The 19277-nt window shown below is 44.2% G+C and carries 17 protein-coding genes; 5 read left to right on the forward strand and 12 right to left on the reverse strand.

Annotation, left to right across the window (positions count from 1 at the left end; all coding sequences use genetic code 11):
- Positions 1-3 precede the first annotated feature (3 nt).
- On the reverse strand, positions 4-936 hold the full coding sequence (locus QNH28_RS21265) for an ABC transporter permease (RefSeq protein ID WP_283912222.1): 933 nt from the start codon (positions 934-936) through the stop codon (positions 4-6).
- A 180-nt stretch (positions 937-1116) separates the two neighbouring features.
- On the opposite strand from QNH28_RS21265, the gene QNH28_RS21270 reads away from it, so the two are divergent.
- Together QNH28_RS21270 and QNH28_RS21275 are read left to right on the forward strand one after the other, a co-directional pair.
- Positions 1117-2850 (forward strand): sensor histidine kinase, encoded by a 1734-nt coding sequence (locus QNH28_RS21270; protein WP_283908429.1) that lies wholly within the window; start codon positions 1117-1119, stop codon positions 2848-2850.
- A 27-nt stretch (positions 2851-2877) separates the two neighbouring features.
- Positions 2878-4524, forward strand: coding sequence for a response regulator transcription factor (locus tag QNH28_RS21275; protein ID WP_283908430.1), 1647 nt, complete (start codon positions 2878-2880; stop codon positions 4522-4524).
- Between the two features lie 878 nt (positions 4525-5402).
- On the opposite strand, the gene QNH28_RS21280 is transcribed toward QNH28_RS21275, so the two are convergent.
- From QNH28_RS21280 to QNH28_RS21295, 4 genes are all read right to left on the reverse strand, one after another.
- Positions 5403-6656 carry an aspartate kinase gene (locus QNH28_RS21280; protein WP_283908431.1) on the reverse strand — a complete coding sequence of 418 codons (1254 nt, stop codon included), beginning with the start codon at positions 6654-6656 and terminating at the stop codon, positions 5403-5405.
- A gap of 302 nt (positions 6657-6958) precedes the next feature.
- A complete protein-coding gene (gene efp / locus QNH28_RS21285) occupies positions 6959-7516 on the reverse strand; it encodes an elongation factor P (RefSeq protein WP_042129835.1) in 558 nt (185 codons plus the stop codon).
- Between the two features lie 47 nt (positions 7517-7563).
- Entirely contained in the window at positions 7564-8634 is a 1071-nt protein-coding gene (locus QNH28_RS21290; protein ID WP_283908432.1) for a M24 family metallopeptidase, read from the reverse strand.
- A gap of 74 nt (positions 8635-8708) precedes the next feature.
- A complete protein-coding gene (locus QNH28_RS21295) occupies positions 8709-9200 on the reverse strand; it encodes a YqhR family membrane protein (protein WP_283908433.1) in 492 nt (163 codons plus the stop codon).
- A 205-nt stretch (positions 9201-9405) separates the two neighbouring features.
- On the opposite strand from QNH28_RS21295, the gene QNH28_RS21300 reads away from it, so the two are divergent.
- Both QNH28_RS21300 and QNH28_RS21305 read left to right on the forward strand, forming a co-directional pair.
- Positions 9406-10353, forward strand: a complete 948-nt coding sequence (locus QNH28_RS21300) for a DUF1385 domain-containing protein (protein WP_481858401.1) — start codon at positions 9406-9408, stop codon at positions 10351-10353.
- A gap of 7 nt (positions 10354-10360) precedes the next feature.
- Positions 10361-10702, forward strand: a complete 342-nt coding sequence (locus tag QNH28_RS21305) for a hypothetical protein (RefSeq protein WP_042190481.1) — start codon at positions 10361-10363, stop codon at positions 10700-10702.
- A gap of 81 nt (positions 10703-10783) precedes the next feature.
- On the opposite strand, the gene QNH28_RS21310 is transcribed toward QNH28_RS21305, so the two are convergent.
- From QNH28_RS21310 to mntR, 3 genes are all read right to left on the reverse strand, one after another.
- On the reverse strand, positions 10784-11713 hold the full coding sequence (locus tag QNH28_RS21310; protein WP_283908435.1) for a patatin-like phospholipase family protein: 930 nt from the start codon (positions 11711-11713) through the stop codon (positions 10784-10786).
- 91 nt (positions 11714-11804) lie between these two features.
- Positions 11805-13436 (reverse strand): family 10 glycosylhydrolase, encoded by a 1632-nt coding sequence (locus QNH28_RS21315; RefSeq protein ID WP_283908436.1) that lies wholly within the window; start codon positions 13434-13436, stop codon positions 11805-11807.
- Positions 13437-13739: 303 nt separating this feature from the next.
- Entirely contained in the window at positions 13740-14165 is a 426-nt protein-coding gene (gene mntR / locus QNH28_RS21320) for a transcriptional regulator MntR (protein WP_283908437.1), read from the reverse strand.
- Positions 14166-14358: 193 nt separating this feature from the next.
- Here mntR and splB point away from each other — a divergent pair, with 193 nt between their 5' ends.
- Positions 14359-15435, forward strand: coding sequence for a spore photoproduct lyase (gene splB / locus QNH28_RS21325; RefSeq protein WP_283908438.1), 1077 nt, complete (start codon positions 14359-14361; stop codon positions 15433-15435).
- A 62-nt stretch (positions 15436-15497) separates the two neighbouring features.
- On the opposite strand, the gene QNH28_RS21330 is transcribed toward splB, so the two are convergent.
- The 4 genes from QNH28_RS21330 to QNH28_RS21345 all read right to left on the reverse strand — a co-directional run bounded on the left by QNH28_RS21330 (position 15498) and on the right by QNH28_RS21345 (position 19212).
- Positions 15498-16211, reverse strand: coding sequence for a cytochrome c biogenesis CcdA family protein (locus QNH28_RS21330; RefSeq protein WP_283908439.1), 714 nt, complete (start codon positions 16209-16211; stop codon positions 15498-15500).
- A gap of 95 nt (positions 16212-16306) precedes the next feature.
- Entirely contained in the window at positions 16307-17110 is an 804-nt protein-coding gene (locus QNH28_RS21335; RefSeq protein ID WP_060623240.1) for a metal ABC transporter permease, read from the reverse strand.
- Between the two features lie 328 nt (positions 17111-17438).
- Entirely contained in the window at positions 17439-18188 is a 750-nt protein-coding gene (locus QNH28_RS21340) for a metal ABC transporter ATP-binding protein (RefSeq protein WP_042129853.1), read from the reverse strand.
- 34 nt (positions 18189-18222) lie between these two features.
- Positions 18223-19212: a metal ABC transporter solute-binding protein, Zn/Mn family gene (locus QNH28_RS21345; protein WP_283908440.1), complete on the reverse strand. Its 990-nt coding sequence runs from the start codon at positions 19210-19212 to the stop codon at positions 18223-18225.
- Between the last annotated feature and the right edge of the window lie 65 nt (positions 19213-19277).

Here is a 19277-nt window from a genome sequence, read left to right on the forward strand (position 1 = left end):
CTCCTAGAATATTTTATAGTCCGCCAATTTGTATGCCACTCTGTAACCAACCACTATGAGTAAAAAGCCAACCAATGATTTAAACACGCCAACAGCCGTAGCGAAGCTGTACTGGCCATTTAATATACCAGTCCGGTATACAAACGTATCAATGATATCGCCTTTATCGTAAACTAGCGGGTTATACATATTAAAGATTTGGTCAAAACCAGCGTTAAGAATATTACCAATAGCCAAAGTCGCAACGACAATGATGATAGGTACCAGCGATGGAATCGTTACGCTTAGCGTCTGTCTCCAACGGTTCGCACCATCTACCTCCGCCGCTTCATAGAGAGATGGATTCACTCCGGCTAACGCTGCCAAATAGACGATCGTACCATACCCAAATTGTTGCCACACATCGGTCACCACCACGATAAATCGGAACCAGTTGCCGCTGGCTAGAAATAGGATGGGCTCCATGCCAAACCAATTCTGTAATACGGAATTAATCATCCCGTCGGCGGATAACATATCCGTCAAGATGCCTCCGAGAAATACCCAAGAGATGAAATAAGGTAAGTATACGAGCGTTTGCACCGTTCTTTTAACCGAATTTCTCCGGACCTCATTCAACAGAAGCGCAAATGTAAACGGCACGATGACATTCAATATAATTTTCAAACCGGCGATCAGAACGGTATTAACGATAACTTTCTTACTGTCCGGGTATTCAAACATAAAGCGAAAATGTTCAAGTCCAACCCATTTCGATCCCCATATTCCGTCATAAGGCTTGAAGTCTTTGAAAGCGATCACAAGTCCTCCAAGTGGCAAATAACCAAAGATGAACTGAAGCACAACAGCAGGTATCAACATTACATGGAGTGGCCATGTTCGTTTTAGGAATCCTTTCAGCCAGGGCCGTGAGACCAGTGTGCCTTTTACATTCATCTTTTTTGCTGTTTCCATCCCCATAATCCTCTCTACCGTCATTTTTTTAGGATTGACATCTGCAACATCATCCTGCAATAGTAAGTATACAATCGCCTTATAAGGTCGTCTGCGCCGAGAATTTTGGAACAATGCCTGATTTTTTGTTTCCTTACTTCATGAAGCGAAGGAGTCGCAAGCATGAACACACGCTTTAATACATTTACAAAAATCATCTCTTTGGTCCTGATCCTACTAATTCCACTCGTGGGACTATATTGGTTCTCCAACCAGACAAGCCTGCGCGTGGTCTCGGACGAAATTGAGAAATCGATGTACAAGGATCTTACATACTTTGCCGTGCAGACTGACAATGTCGCTGGACAGCTCTCTAAAGGCGGACTCATCCTCAGCGAAGATATCAATGTACGCGCGCTCGAATTCATCGAAATTATGACACTGTATGAGCAGACTAATGAAAAGCTCAAAATTGATGACAAGCTGAAACTTGTAATCGCTTCCTCAACATGGGACACAACCCTTAGCATCTATGCCCCCGACACACGAACTTTTGTTTCCTCCAATGTTTCCAATGTGTTTGACAACAACCAACTACGACGCAACTTCTCTCGGACTTGGAAAGTAACGACCGATGTACCCTCCTTCTATCGTGGGCAGCAACGCTTTGTTCGTCATATTACCGAGCCATTTAATTCCTCCTTGGAGCAGGCGAAGCTAATTGTAGAAATGAGCTTTCCTGCCACGGATTTGATCAAGGCGCTGGATCGTTTCAAAAAAGGAGGGAAAGGCGACCCTTTCTTTATTTCGTCCGATCATAGTGTGATACAAGCCATAGATGCGGATGAGAAGCTACAGAAAGAACTGATTGAAAAGATCGATTTGAAGGTGCTCGCTAAACATCCGTTCACTCGACTTACACTCTCCGGAAGCGAATACGCTGTCAGTTGCGTCTGGATGCCGGAGCTCAGACAATATCTGGTAGATTATTTGCCAATTCAGGATGTAGTGCGGCCGATTACAACAAACAGCTATTTATTCTACGGCTCGATTTTCTTCTTGCTTGTAGGTAGTACTATCGCAGCGTACTTTCTATACAACACCGTTCAAGTGCCTATTCGTGAACTTATTCGTGGAGTACGCAGAGTCAAACGTGGGGATTACACAACGATCAATGTCTTGCATCCAAATAACGAATTTCACTTTCTACTGGTCAGCTTTAATGATATGGCCACACAAATTGAACAGCTTATACAGAATGTTTACCTGGAGCAGATTGCTTCAAGGGACGCTAACCTGAAGCAGTTGCAATCACAGATTAATCCGCATTTCCTATACAATTGCTTCACACTCATTCGCAGTCTGACGCGACTAGGTGAGAAAGAGACGGTTATGCAGCTGACGATGCACCTCAGTAAATATTACCGCTATACTACCTATTCAGAGCGGCAAACGGCTGAGCTGAAAGAGGAGATCGATTTGGTTCAAAGCTACCTAGCCATTCAGGCGATCAAAGTTCAGGATTTAAAATACAAGATTGATATCCCCAGTGACTTTGCAGGGCTTAAGCTACCCCGTCTTATCCTTCAGCCACTGGTTGAGAATGCCGTATTGCACGGTATAGAACCGGTAGGCTGCGGAAGTATTCATATCAGTGCCTATGTCAACGAAGAGTATAATATTATCGCAGTACAGGATGACGGTATTGGTCTTACGGAAGAAAAGCTTATCTCATTGCAGCGGCAAATTGCCTTTCCTCCTGTCGAAGATAAGGGCTGTGCTTTATGGAATACACGGCAGCGGATACAACTGCAGTTTGGGAAAGAAGCTGGGCTGCGTATTATCAGGCGGGAGGAAGGCGGAGTTGAGACCCAGCTGTACTGGCCTAATCAGTCAGATTACGATAGTGCCTCATAATTAGCTTACAGCAAGGAGGAACATGAAATGCACCAACTGTTAATCATAGATGATCAGACAGCACTTGCAGATGATTTAGCTGATATGCTTCCATGGCACGAAATAGGCGTCGACATTGTTCATAAAGCCTACTCTGGACGTGAAGCACTAGAACTACTCTATGAACATTCAATAGACGTCGTTGTGACTGATATTTGCATGCCGGGAATGTCTGGGCTCGATCTCATTGCCGAAATCAAACGTAACTGGAAACATACTAAATGCATTCTGCTCACAGGTTTTGCCGATTTTGAATATACCAAGCAGGCGCTAAAGCTGAGATCCAGTGATTATCTACTTAAACCTGTTGAAGACGAAGAATTAATGAGCTCCGTTCGCAAAGCACTAGACGAGCTTGAACAGGAGTGGCAGGAGATCATTTCGATCCAAAAAATTAATTATACGCTTAGAGAGCAGCTCCCTAAGCTGCGGGAATATCTACTGCGAGATCTGATTACCGGCAAGCAGGACCCTGCCATCGGTCCACTTTCAACAAAACTTCAACTGTATGAAGTCCCCATTACCAGAGGTGCTTCCTATAGCATGATGCTGCTGAGGATCGACACAACAGAAGGCGAGTACGATCAGAGTGATGAAACACTCATTGAATATGCTCTGACTAACATTGCCGCTGAGCTGTTCGGCCCCCGTATGGTGCTATGGCATTGTACAGATATGCACGGATTTATCGTCTGCTTACTGTCAGACAAGTCCCTTCCAAATACGATGGAACCAACAAAGATAAGCGACGAAGAAGAACTCGACGTCTGGATTGAAACACAAGCCTTTCAGCTCCAACGTGCGGCTAAATCCTACTTAAAGGTGGGCGTATCCGTTCTAACGAGTAAAAGAGGCCAATTCCCGCAAAATATCCGGACCATGTATCAGTCCTCACTGGCGAGTTTCAGGCATTTTATCGGAAGGGATACGGAATTGTTCATCTCACTAGCCAAGGATCCGAACCGCGGTGAAATGCAACAGCTAAATGAGCTCTACCTAACGCCGACCCTCGGCTTGCTGTTGGAAATGGGTCAATGGGAAGCAGCCAACGAGAAGCTGGCGGCAATCCTGAAAGAGCTGGAAGAAGAATGGCGAGACTCGCAAGAGCATATCCTTGAAGCTTATTTTGCCATTGCCTCTTCCATTTCTTCTCTTATTCATCGCACAAAAAAATGGCTGGCCGACACGATCGGTGAAGATTTCTACACCGTTACTAGCGGGCAGCCTATGCAAACAGTCGATGAGCTACGCAACTGGAGTGAACGGGTCATCGCCAGCTACCGCCGCTCGGTCAGCAGTGTGGAGAAGGATTCCCGAAACTCCATTATCCGCAAGGTTCAGGATTACATCGCGCAGAACCCGGGTACAGCTTCGCTACAGACGATCTCTTCAAGTGTATTTCTGAATCCTTCATATCTCTCGAAGATTTACAAGCTTGAGACTGGTGAAGGAATCAGTGAATATACGCTTCGTGTTCGTATGGAGAAAGCAATCCTCTTGTTAGAGCAATCACCTGAAAAAATCTATGAAATTTCAAACCTGCTTGGCTATCAGAAACCCAGCTATTTCATTCATCTCTTCAAGAAGCATTACGGCATAACGCCGCAGGAATATCGCAACAAACTCGGTTTATAAGTCTAAACAAGAAAAACGCCTGACGTCGTCCTTGGAGGTAGAGTTACAAGCTGAGTACATCCGTAATTCCATACTCGTATCCATATACACCTTCGTAGTGAGGTTCCGCTTACGGACCGAATGACTTTATTTCGATGAAATGAGCACATATATTAGGGACGGACCGTATTGCACTTATTCCTAATAACAAGCCCCTTCCCGGGTGATCTGGGGCGAATAACAGCGCTGGCTCATTTACGTTACCGGCGGCACATTGTATTCGATTTTTCGCATACATTTGGCTCGTTTACGCTACCGGCGGCACATTGTATTCGGTTTTTCGCATACATTTGGCTCGTTTACGTTACCGGCGGCACATTGTATTCGGTTTTTCGCATACATTTGGCTCGTTTACGTTCCTGGCGGCACATTGTATTCGGTTTTCCGCATACAATTGGCACATTTACGTTACCGGCGGCACATTGTATTCGATTTTTCGCATACATTTGGCTCGTTTATGTTACCGGCGGCACATTGTATTCGATTTTCCGCATACATTTGGCTCGTTTATGTTACCGGCGGCACATTGTATTCGGTTTTTCGCATACATTTGGCTCGTTTACGTTACTGGCGGCATATTGTATTCGATTTTCCGTATACATTTGTCCGTAGGCTCGACTAAAACATGCATTTCGGAGGATATAAGTTCCGCTCGGTTTTTAGAATCTGACGGATGACTCCTCGTTTATTTCATGTCTCCTGCTTCTTCACGTTCACCCCTCCTTCCTCTTTCTTCGGAGTTATCCACATTTTTTGTATTGTATAATTTCCTAAACAATAAAAAAAGATGCTTACAGCCATTTAGCTGTAAGCATCCCTTTTTATTTCCCCAGCAGTTCTTATCGGCGATCCTTAGGACCTCCGACGAAAGCCTGCTCAGTTGTATCAAGATTGTAGGCGGTATGAAGCGCCTGTATGATAGATGGCAAATTGCCTGATTCAATAACGCAAGATACTTTGATCTCAGAAGTGCTGACCATCTTGATGCTTACACCCTCTTGGGAGAGTACATCAAACATTTGAGCAGCTACCCCTGGATGGCTGACCATACCAGCACCAACGATAGATACCTTCACCAGGTTATCCTCGGAGGTAACTTCACGATAAGGCAAAGTTTTATGAATTTCTTTAATAACTTCCTTCGCCCGATCCAGCTCATCAAGAGAAACTGTAAATGAGAAGTCAGCCTGCTCATTCTGTACACCACTTTGTACGATGATATCTACGTTAACGCCCTCTTCAGCGAGCTTGCCGAAGACCTGAGCGAGTACACCTGGTACATCAGGAACTCCAAGAATACTGACACGTGCTACATTCTTATCAAATGCAATACCACTAACTACGATTCCCTGCTCCATGCTTGTTTCCTCCTTCACAACGGTACCTTCATTATGATTAAAGCTCGATCTAACGACCAGCTTAACTTGATGACGCTTAGCGTACTCCACTGCACGTGGATGTAATACAGCTGCTCCCAGATTGGCAAGCTCTAGCATTTCATCGTAAGAGATTTCCTTCAGCTTACGTGCCGTCTTCACGATACGTGGATCTGTGGAGTAGATACCATCTACATCGGTATAGATCTCACATACGTCTGCTTCAATAGCAGCAGCCAATGCTACGGCTGTAGTGTCCGAACCACCACGGCCTAATGTGGTAATCTCACCGTCCACAGTCATCCCCTGAAAGCCTGCAACGATCACGATCTGTTCACGTTCCAAAGACGCTAATACACGACGTGGGTCAATTTCATTGATGCGAGCTCTGCCGTGGGTTTCGTCTGTTCGGAATCCAGCCTGCCATCCTGTATAAGAAACTGCATTCCGCCCGATCCCATGCAGGGCAATGGACAATAGAGCGACGGAGATTTGTTCTCCTGTCGTCATCAACATATCCATTTCACGTGCGGGCGGCTGCCCGTTTAGTTGCTTCGCCGTATCGATCAAATCATCTGTTGTATCCCCCATTGCAGATACAACCACAACGCAGCGATGTCCCTCATCTTGCTTGTCTGCGATGCGCTTGGCGACGCGTTTCATTCGTTCAGTGTCGCCGACGGAGCTGCCTCCGAATTTCATAACATAAAGTGACAAAGTCCCATTCACTCCCCATATCGGTCTATGTAGTTGCTTCTAATCGGTTTCCCGCTTTAAATCAGTATAATACGAAAACAGTGCCTTGCGTTAATGGTTTCATAAAAAATTTATTAAATTTCTCCGCTGTATAAAAAAAGATAAGGGCAGCATCAACCCTTAAGCTGTGCTTATTTTACTCATCTTCCAGTATTTTAATGTGAGGTTTCCTTAACACATTTATCCGTTACTTTTCATAAAAAAACCTCCACCGTATAAACGGGGAGGCTGTTCTGGTAATATCTAGGTTATTGTTCTGTTTCCTACGCGCGGGAAATATATTTACCTTCACGAGTATCAATGAGCAAGATGTCTTCTTCGTTGATGAACAATGGAACCTGAACACTATGTCCGGTTTCGAGCTTGGCCGATTTCGTAGCGCCTTGAGCCGTGTTACCTTTAACGCCAGGCTCAGTTTCAACAACCTTCAACTCTACGCTGGTAGGAAGGTTGATTCCGAGAATCTCACCTTTGTAACTAACGATGTTTACAGTCATGTTCTCTTTAAGGAAATTCAATTCCCATTCCAATTGCTTTTCGGACAATTCGAATTGGTCATAAGTTTCGTTATCCATGAATACATGGTCCGATCCACTTGCATACAGGTATTGTACACCGCGGTTTTCGATAATAGCACGGCCAATCGTTTCACCTGCACGGAATGTGCGCTCTACTGTGTTACCGTTACGCAAGTTCTTAAGCTTGGAACGAACAAAAGCTGCGCCTTTACCTGGCTTAACGTGTTGGAAATCAATAACGGTAAAAATATCTCCTTCTACCTCTACGGTCAAACCTGTCTTAAAATCATTTACTGAAATCACTAAAAATCCCTCCAAAATTCATAATTAAGCTAATACATCCCACTTACTTACAGTACTGTATATTCTTTAGACGAATGGGTCAGCAGCGATATTCCGCTCTCCGTGATCACAATGTCGTCTTCAATACGTACTCCGCCAATTCCCGGCAAATAGATACCAGGCTCCACAGTTACGACCATCCCCGGCTGCATAATATCGTCACTAAGCTTGGACAACCGCGGCCACTCATGAACTTCCATTCCAAGTCCATGACCTGTGCTGTGTCCAAATTGTTCACCATATCCGTAGCTAGCAATGATATCACGTGCCAAGGCATCACATTCCCGTCCGGTCATACCCGGTTTGATATGTGCTAAGGTATGTAGCTGAGCTTCCAGCACAATATCATAGATCTCTTTCAGCTTCGGATCCGGTGCTCCGAGAGCGATGGTTCTTGTCACATCTGAGCAATAGCCATCAAGTAATGCACCAAAATCAAGGGTAATGAATTCATTGCCTTGAATTACACGGCTGCTTGCTACGCCGTGCGGCATGGACGAACGTTCGCCTGAAGCAACAATCGTATCAAACGATGAAGAAGTTGCACCATGGGTACGCATATAAAATTCCATTTCCAAATCAACATCGCGCTCAGTCATACCCGGCTTGATCACGTTCAGAATATGACTGAATGTAGCATCGGCCAGATCTGCTGCACGTTGCATAACCGCAAGCTCTTCCTCATCCTTGAACATACGAAGGTCTTCCACAGCTTTGGAAATTGGAACTAACACTGCTGGCTTAAGTGCTTCTGCATATGAGGTGTACGCGCTGAATGAAACCTCATCCTGTTCGAAACCGATACGTACCTCTTTACCAGAAGGCAGAAGCTCACGAACTGTATCAATGAACTTAGTTGCATGTTCTACAACTTTAACCCCCATTGCTTGGTCCGCGGCCTGTGTCATATACCTGAAGTCAGTCAGCAGATAACAATCATCACTTGTCACCAGTACATAACCGGACGATCCGGTAAATCCACTTAAATAGCGGCGGTTATAACCGCTAGTTATCAACATTGCATCCAATCCTTTATCCTGCAAAACCTTACGCAGCTTGGAGACACGCTTGTTACCCATTTTCATTCTCCTCTCGAAATAGCCACATTGTATTTTAACATAGGGATATCCCCTTGAGAAGTTTTTTCGCGCCGTTAGGCAAGCGCTGTACTTTGCTCACGCTTCCGTTCGTCCGTATACTCAATTGCTGCTGTATATCCAATGAACATTCCCCATAGTAGAAAAATGCAGAACTCACTAATGACCGTGTTCCATGGCAGCTTGAATGGGGGCTGCATAAGAAACATCTGAGAACCAGGAATAAATATTATCGACCACCATAAAATGCCGTAGACCAGCCCAGGCCAAGGTCCTTTCAGCTTGCGCAGAAGTAGTACATAGAGCATGGAAGCGATGACTGAAAATACAATAAACATCATATATCCCACGAAATGTCCAAACGCTGTTGTCAAAAACTCATGTCTGAAAAAAGGCTCTGCCATAAAGCCAGGACTGACTTTGGTAAAACTTAACCAATAGACTAGCCAATGAAGCCCACCCCAAATTAATCCTGCAAAAAAACCTAATTCCAGTGCGAAAAACCAAATATTTGTATGCCCCGATTGTTGTTGATGAGATTTACTCATGAAATTGCCTCGCTTTCTTTATTTTCAATGCCGATTTATCTCTCGCTCTCTAGAAGATAGTATGTACAGCAAAAGGCGATCCAACTAGTAATGTCTTCAAAAATTAGTTACAATGTATTATATAAATCATATTAAATACGAGAAGGTGAATTGGTTGTCCCAGGAAACTCCCAGTTACGGCGGCCAAGCCGTCATTGAAGGTGTCATGTTCGGCGGTAAGCATATCAATGTAACAGCCGTTCGACGTAAGAATCAGGAAATCACATTTTTAGAAGTACCCAAAAGCGATAAGAGCTGGGTCACGAAACTGCGCAAGATTCCGCTGCTTCGCGGCCTTGTCAGTATTATAGATGCCAGCGCTAAAGGCTCTAAGCACTTGAACTATTCAGCCGAATCCTACGCTGAAGATGAATTGGAACCGGAAGAACTGGAGAAGGAAAAAGCGAAGCCGAAGAAAAAGGATGAGGGCTGGAGCCTTGGAATGATTTTTGGTGTTGCTGTAATGGGTATTCTCTCCTTCTTGTTCGGAAAGCTCATATTTACACTTGTACCGGTATTTGTAGAGGATTTTTTATTTAAGAATGTATTTGATAACTACGTACTGCACAACCTCATAGAAGGCGGCATCAAAATGATTCTCTTGCTGGTCTATTTATGGGCGATTTCTCAAACACCTGTGATTAAGCGATTGTTCCAGTATCACGGTGCCGAACATAAAGTCATCAGCGCTTTTGAAGCAGGCGAAGAACTGACTGTTCAGAACGTTCAGAAATACAGCCGTCTGCATTACCGCTGCGGAAGTAGCTTTATGATGCTGACGATTATCCTCGGAGTGATCATTTACTCCGTCGTCCCTTGGGATAATCTTTGGGAACGTGTAATCCAGCGAATTATCTTGTTGCCAGTCGTAATTGGCGTATCGTTTGAAGTTCTAAAGGGAACCAATGCAGTAAGAGAAGTGCCAGGCCTTAAATATTTGGGTTACCCTGGATTGTGGCTGCAACTCCTTACAACCAAAGAGCCAAAAGACGACCAGGTAGAAGTATCTATTGCCTCTTTCAACCGTATGCGTGAGCTTGATGCTGCGATTGAAGCAAGAGGATATTCGGAGGCAAGTGTGTCAGGCGGCATATTGGATCCTGCGAAAGGATGAGTGATCTATGATCAGGCATGCTTTAATTTTTTGGATTACGGTTACGCTTGCGATTTTCGGTTTTGTGATTGGAGTCTTGACTGAGCCCTTCTTTACGCTGTCGAAGCTGATTCTCCCCTTAGTCCTGTTAGCAATCATTTATTATGCTTACAAAAAAATGGGGCCAGGCAAATACGCTCGTAGCAGCAGTGGATCTAAGGTTAAAGTGAAGCCTTCCCAGAAGACCATGTCAAAGGTAGCAGGAATTCGCAAGACTCAAGCTGCACCAGGCAAACGCAAAAGCTATCCTTTCCAAGTGATCGAAGGAAGTAAAGGGAAAAATGATGATCAGCTTCCGAAGTATCACTAACTTCACAAGAACTCCAAAAAGCATCTCCACGTTTTAAATAACGTGCGGGATGCTTTTTTCTACTATGGATGCTGCCGCTCGTTATCTTGGTCGCCACTCCTTAAAGAAATCTTCTCCTGCTTTAAGTCCAGCAGCATACAATTCATCGCTTTGCGCTTTTGTAATTTCAAACTGAGTCGTCCCAATCCCTAGCGTAGGAATTTTTACCGTACGAACAAATTTATCCCCTTCAATAAACTTCTCATCATGAGCAGAGAGCATGGTAGTTACCATAGCCTGAAGCATACTGAATGGCCCTCTAATTTTATGAGGCAGTGGATCGGTCTTACCTACCGTTTGATAACCTACCGTAGGAATTCTGCTCCCTGGTTGTTTGCCCCCATTATTCTTGCCGTCAAATAGCCACAAAGGGAAATTACTCAAGAGCCCACCATCCACTACATACACAAACTGCTCGGCAAAAGACTTCCCTCTTGCCGCTTGCCCGTTTAGCCTTAGCATCACAGGATCAAAAAAATATGGAATGCTGCAGCTCATTCGCACTGCCTTTGCCACTTCAAAATGCTCCGGAGAGAGCCCATATTGCTCCAAGCCATCTGGCAAGACCAATATCCTTCCATTTGTGATATCGGATGCGATGATAGATAATTTACCGGCAGGCAGATCACGGAAGGTGATGATACCCTTTTTCAGTAATAATGCTCTTATCCAGGACTCCAAGGCTTCCCCAGAATATAATCCTTTCTTCAATAACACTCGCAGCGCAGGACCAACGATAGCCGTATTGTAAATCGGACCTCGCTTCAGAAACGATGAAAAGGATGTTCCTTGGATTATCCGACACATTTCCTCCCCTTCATAGCCCGCTGCTAGTAAAGTGGCTACAATCGAACCCGAGGAGCTTCCTGCTACCCTTTTAAAAGTCCGGCCAGCCCTTTCTGTAGCTTCGACTGCTCCCGCAAGTGAAATCCCCTTTACGCCTCCTCCTTCAAATACTGCGTTAATCTCCATACAGACAAATCCCCCGTTTCTCATAGATTCTATTGCTTATCTATGAGCACGGGGGAACATTCATGACTCCTTATGAATAACAGCTAAACTATTAGGACTTAAAATAAAAGGTCAACAAGCTCGACAAGCCGAACGGATTGCGGACTACGACATCATTTGCTCTAAACATAATACTACCTGCAACCTCTTCATACTTCTCATTATATTTGAGCTGATTAATAATTTGATCTCCACTTTGCCATTCTGCCTTTTGGTCACTTGCTCCGACCTTATATCCGGCTAGCCCGATGTAGAGCTTAACGTTTGTATTCTCGACTTCTTTTACCCACCAATCTACTAACTTATCATAACGAGCTGTGCTAAAGGACAAACTCCAATAAATTTGCGGCGCGACATAATCAATCCAGCCCTGCTTAATCCATGTCCGAACATCCGCATACATGCTGTCATAAGCAGATACTCCTGCCGTGGTATCCGAACCTGTGCTATCATTTTTAATATTTCGCCATACTCCAAAAGGACTGATCCCATAAGAAGCCTTCGGTTTCACCTTATGAATCTGTTCTCCCAGCTGACGGACAAATTCGTTAATATTATCCCGGCGCCAATCAGCTTTAGAAAGATTGTTCGTATTGTAGGTCTTATAAGCAGCATCATCGGCAAAAGTAACATTTGAAGGATAAAAGTAATCATCCAAATGGACGCCATCAATATCGTAACCTTTAACCACTTCCATCACCGTGTCGATGATATGTTGACGAGCCTCCGGAATACCTGGATTAATGTATTTCTTACCATCGGCATTCACAATCCATTCTGGATGTGCTTTTGCCACATGGTTACTCGCTAAAGCTGAAGTGGAAGCATCCGTTGTTGCACGGAATGGATTGAACCAAGCATGAAACTGCATGCCGCGGGAATGCGCAGCACTGACCATGTAGCTTAAAGGATCATATCCCGGATTCTTCCCTTGTGTACCCGTCAATACCTTAGACCAAGGCACTAATGTCGATGGATAAAGACTGTCTGCTGAAGGTCTAACCTGAACAAATACAGCGTTAAAGCCTACAGCCTTTAGCTTGTCTAACAGATTATCAAACTCCTGCTTTTGTTTCGCTTCATTTCCCGCCGAAGACGTTGAAGGCCAGTCCAGATTAAATACAGTAGAGATCCAGGCCCCCTTCATCTCCTTACCAGTCGATCCACCAGGGATAGTAGGTAGCGTTGGCAGGGTTGGTACTGTTGGCGTCGTTGGTGTTTCTGGATCGACAGATTGTGGCGGTTCAGTGTTGGAGAACAAGGAAATATGCTTATTAACCTGATCCCATAACACCTGCAGTCCCAATTGCTCACTTACAAAACGAATCGGTACCATTACCCGCCCCTGCTTAATCTGCACGGATGTATCCAGCGCTACCGAAGCATCGTTCACCCATGCATTTTTCTGACCGCTAGTCAGCTTGAGGACCGTATCGCCTTGAGTAATCGTTACAGTCTTACTATTTTGATTCCATACTACCCCGGCATTTAATCCTTTACTGATCACACTAATTGGCACCATCGTTACATTGGAAGTTGTGATATACGGGGGCACATCACTAACAAGTGCCTCTCCATCCAGTTCAATGGTAATTTGCACCGCTGCCGCGCGTGCACCAGGAGACCATAAAGGCAGAAACAACATAAGTACTAACAAGCTCAACATCCATTTACGATAATTCATAATTCCTCCCCAAATCTAAAAAATATGTATCCAAAAAAAGAAAAAACGGATAAATCCTTCATGCAGATGAGAGAATGCCTCCTTCAAAAAAGGCGGTGTCTGTCTCTGCAAAAAATATAAGAAGTATCGAATAATGCTCATACTCTCTTATATTTTAAAAAGGACTGTATCCGTTTTGACGCTAAAAACTGGGAAAGGTTGCACTAAACAAAATAGAAACGGCTATACTATCCACTAATTATGCTCACGAAAGCCTTGCTGCGCATAACTTTTAGGACAGTATCCGTTTCGGGAAAAAACATTTCAGGATTCGCTTGCCAGTTCGTTGTGAATCGCATATAAAGTCTGTACACGTTCTTCGTCGCGGCGGAAATATTCTACCAACGTTTCAATACGCGTAATCGAATCCCAACTTAAGTGATGCTCAATTCCTTCAACATCATTATAAATGTATTCCTGCTGTACTCCGATCAATCCGAGGAATTCCTCCAATAGTTGATGACGATCAACTAGACGTTTTCCTACTTTTTTCCCTTTGTTGGTTAGGACAAGCCCACGATATTTCTCATAGATGAGATATTCGTCCTTATCCAGTTTTTGGATCATCTTGGTCACAGAGGAGGGGTGTACTTCCAGTCCCTCGGCAATATCCGAGACCCGCGCATAACCCTTCTCATCTATGAGCTTGTATATGCGCTCCAAATAATCCTCCATGCTGGGTGTTGGCATTAAACTTTACCTCTTTTCTATAATGAGCATGGCGCCGGGCCAAACCTTGCTCTAACAATGATACATGTTTCTAACGCACCTTGGCAAGTCCTTCAAAGGAACTTACAGATGAGTTGCACATGTTTGCCATGCTTCTATTGGGACTGAGTTAGACATAATAAACATACTCGTCATTCAAAAGGAGCGTGAATTTATGACTATAGTGACGCCAGAGCCCGCTACTGTAAAAAGACCCAGAAAACCTACTGCACTTTTTCTTCCTGAACTTGTTTTTTTCGAGCCGAATGCCTTAAATTACCCTAAAGGTGAAAAAATCATGGAATGGGTAAAAGCTAACAATATTCCTTATCGTATGACCACATCACATAATCGTATTATGAATTTCCCCGGTGAAACGGAGGTCGAGCAATATAAAATAGCCAAAAGAACACTTGTTGTCGGCCTGCGTAAAACTTTGAAATTTGACCAATCCAAGCCATCGGCTGATTATGCCATTCCGATCGCCACCGGCTGTATGGGTCACTGCCATTATTGCTATTTACAGACCACCTTAGGAGCAAAGCCCTACATTCGCGTATATGTAAACACAGGTGACATTATAGATGCTGCCAAAAAATATATCGAGGAACGCAGTCCAGAAATCACCACATTTGAAGCTGCCTGCACGTCAGATCCTCTAGGACTGGAGCATATTACCGGCTCTCTGGCAGAACTAATTACATTTATGGCAAAAGAGCCCCTTGGCCGTCTGCGCTTTGTGACCAAATACCAACATGTTGACCCACTGCTTGCTTTGGAGCATAACGGACATACCAGAGTTCGCTTCAGCGTGAACGCAGATTATGTAATCAAAAATTTCGAGCCTGCCACCTCCCGATTTGAGGAGCGTATTGAAGCCGCTGGCAAGATAGCACGAGCAGGTTATCCACTTGGCTTTATCATCGCTCCAATTATTTGGTATGACGGCTGGCAAGAAGGCTACGCTGAGTTACTGGCCAAATTAGCTCATGCCCTCCCCCCTGAAGTTGGAAAAGGATTAACCTTCGAAATGATTCAGCATCGATTCACTAAAACCGCTAAGACGGTAATAGAGAAGCGCTACCCCAAATCCAAGCTTGAGATGGACATGGAAAAGCGCAAAAAGAAATGGGGGCGCTGGGGACAAAATAAATATGTCTATCCCGATGAACAACAAACCGCCCTGCGAGAGTTTATCACAGAGCGGATATTCGAACATTTTCCAGAAGCAGGGATTGATTATTTCACCTAACCTTATCAAGCATAAACACCTTCGGCGTCCTTACAAGGACCTTAGGTGTTTATGCTTATTTTTCAAAAAATGAGCCAATCAGGTGTGATTCCCTGCAGCCAGACTGTGATCCGAAACATTTGATCCGTAAAGAGCAAAACGCCCATAAATACCATGAGAACACCACCAATCTTCATTAGCGCATTCGAATACTTAAGGATACGTCTGGCCCCACCAAGAAAGAAGGCTAAGACAAAGAAGGGTAGCGCAAACCCGATGCTATAAGCCGTAATCAATGTGAACCAAGTGCCAGGCTCGCTTGCGGAAAGTGCGATAATCGCGGTCAGAATCGGACCGATGCATGGAGACCAGCCCGCTGAAAAACCGATCCCAAAAATAAACGATCCCACATAACCCGCCGGCTTCCATTTTAGATCAAGCTTTCGTTCGCGAAGTAGAAATTGCGGCTGAAAGATCCCAAGCAGAAATAATCCCATCACAATAATTAGAATCGCCGATAATTGCCGAATCAGATCACGCTGTCCATTAAAAAATTGTCCGAAAAGTCCTGCGCCAAATCCCAAGGTGTAAAAAACCGCTGAAAAACCTAAAATAAATGCTAATGTATGGGTTATTGTGCGTATACGGACCTCTTTGGTATTGCTGCCTGACTTCAATTGCTGAACGGATAATCCGGTAATATACGATAAATAAGAGGGATAAAGCGGTAAACAGCAAGGTGATATAAACGATGCTACCCCTGCTGCTAAGGCTATTCCTACATTGATATTAGACAAGGTAGCGGCTCTCCTTCCAGCATTCGAGTCACTTCAAGGAAATATTTGTAGCTTTTTCATGTAAAAAAATGCATACCCTATATTTTATTCGCTGTTTATGCTGGTAAACCCTTTTTACCGATCAAAGTCAATACTAATAGAGAGATGAGTAAAAGCACAATGGTAGCACCAGGGGCCAGATTCCAAACTCCTGCAACTACTAGTCCGCCTACAACAGCAATTTCCGAAATGATGACGGAGAGAATGACCGAGGATTTAAAGCTTCGAGACAGCAATAAGCTAATGGCCACCGGAATAGTCAGTAGAGCAGATACTAGCAATGATCCAACAATTTTGATCGCAGTACTGATTACAAGCGCCGTCAGAATGGTAATTAGCATGTTAAGCAGCTTCACTGGCAGTCCACTGACACTCGCAGCATCTTCCTCAAAGCTAAGTAAGAAGAACTCCTTAAAGAACATCGTAACGACTACTACAACTGCTATTGTTACGATCCCTACTACGACTAAATCAGTATTGTCTAGCGTATAAATGCTACCGAACAAGTAACTCATAACATCTGCATTATAGCCTTTTCCTAAGGTGAAAAAGAGTGAGGCTAAAGCCACTCCGCCCGACATAATTATGGCAATCGAGAGTTCTGCATAACTCTTATAAGCCTTGCGCAGCTTCTCTATCGCGAAGGAAGCCACCACTGCAAAAATAAGACCTGCTCCCAGCGGGTAGAATCCGGTTAAAAAACCAAGTGCCACACCCGCTATCGTAACGTGAGCCAGCGTATCCCCAATCATAGATAAACGTCTGAGCACAAGAAAAACGCCTATAAGCGGCGCTGTAATGCCAATCAGAAGACCGCCCGCAAGCGCCCGCTGAAAAAAATCGCTAAATAGAATTTCCAACTTTAACTCTCCTCCGTAGAACAATTGAAACATTTTTAAAAGCTTTTATTAAAATCTTTTTTCGATCCCTCCCAAACCCTCCCTTCCAAGGGAGGGCCCCAAGGGCTCTGCCCCTCAGGACACCCGTTAAGTGCAACTGGCGTAGGAGGTGGGGTTACTGAACTTAAATCAATCTGGGAAAGATCGCTTTCGCCCCTTTCGGGGCACGCTTACAGCGTCGCTGTATCTAGATACGGAAAGGATTAAGAATGAGATCATCTCTGCTCCCATGCTATGTAGAGCTCTGATAGCAGAGCTACCCTCTAGCTACTCAGAGTTTGACTATGACCTAAGAGAGCGTGTGCTGCAGGTTCTCCTCCGTACAATTCTGCAAATCATGAGAATGTCGAGAGAAGAAGTTAATCTTACCGTTCGTTTGCACAGGTTCATTACCTAAGTAATTTTTAATCATGTCGATATCATGCGACACCATCAGGAAGGTCATATGATGATGGGCATGCATATGTGTAATTAAATCAAAGAATCCTGCTTGTGATTCAGCATCAATACCGACTGTAGGCTCATCCAAAATCAGCAGATCCGGATGGTTGATCAGCGCACGTGCCAGAAATACACGCTGCTGCTGACCGCCTGATAGCTGGCCTACTCTTTTCTCTGCAATATCTTGTATCCGCATCACTTCCAGCGCATCTTCACACTGGCGATGCTGAGCCTTAGATACTCTTCGAATAAGATTCTTGTTGTTGTACAAACCAGATAGCACTACTTCACGCACCGTTGCTGGAAACAGCGGGTTGAAGGCGTTCTTTTGTGGAACATAACCTATCCGTTCCCAGTCTTTAAACTTGCGGACAGGCGTTCCGAATAATTTGATTTCACCACTGCTTGCCGGAAGCAAACCAACGATCATCTTCATCAGTGTTGTTTTACCTGCGCCATTAGAACCAATGATACCAAGGAAGTCTCGTTCTCTGACACTATAGTTAAGATTCGAGATCACCTTCTGTTCACCATATGAAAAAGAAAGATCCTGTATATCGATGATATGCTGATGGCAGTCCAAGGATACCGATTGCATGCTTTAGCACCGCCTTTTCCTTATACTTTCCTTTTTATTGTAAAGCCATAATCAGATTTTGCAAATTTTTCTCCATCAAGGTGAAATAGTTATCCCCGTTCTTTTCTTGCTCCGCAGTAAGACCCTCTACCGGATTAAGAACCATAGTTGACACACCAGCTTCAGCTGCTAACATCTTAGCCAGTTTATCGGAGACAAGCTCTTCAAAGAAAATATACCGAATGTTCTCCTCTTTAACCATCTTCGCCAGATTTACTATATCCTGTCCACGCGGCTCAGCATCTGGGGATAATCCCATAATCGCATGCTGCTCAAGCTTATAGTCACGGGCAAGGTAGGCAAAAGCTTGATGAGAAACTACAATTTTGTGGTTAGGCAGCTTGGTAAGCTCCTGTTCAAATTTACTATCCAAAGCCTGTAAACGTTCAGCAAGCTTATTGTAACGCTCTTCATAACCATCTTTATGCTCTGGATCCACGGACTGTAGGCTGTCTTTAATATTGCGGGCCATGATGATCGCTGATTTCGGGCTTACCCAGGTATGGGGGTCTTTATGTAGGCTATCCCCTGAAGAATTGCTATTATGTTCAGTATCTTCCTCATGATGATCTTCTTCGCCGCTTCCACCATGATCATGTCCGTCCTCTTCATCGGTCATTATTAAATCAATCCCTTTACTTACTTCAACGGCTTCCACCTTGCTGCTACTATCAAGTCCTTTTAGAAAATTAGGAACCCAGCCCTCAAGCCCTGCTCCATTGTACAGAAATAGTTGCGCTTTAGAGGTGTTGACAATATCCTGACTGCGTGGTGTCCAATCATGCGGCTCTACGCCAACCGGAAGCAGATTAATGGCATTTATATCATCTCCACCAATTTCCTTCGTAAACTCGTAAATAGGATAAAAAGTAGTTACAACATTTACTTTCCCTTCAACTATACTTCCACTGCTCTTGGGTCCACATGCAGTAAGTGTAAATACAAGCACCAGTGCAAGTACGAGCAGACTTATTCGTGACTTCATAGCAACCATTAAATTGATCTCCCTCTCAAATCGTAATCTTTACTATTAGAAGTATAATAGTAATC

This window comes from Paenibacillus sp. G2S3 (assembly GCF_030123105.1).
Classification (GTDB): domain Bacteria; phylum Bacillota; class Bacilli; order Paenibacillales; family Paenibacillaceae; genus Paenibacillus_AQ.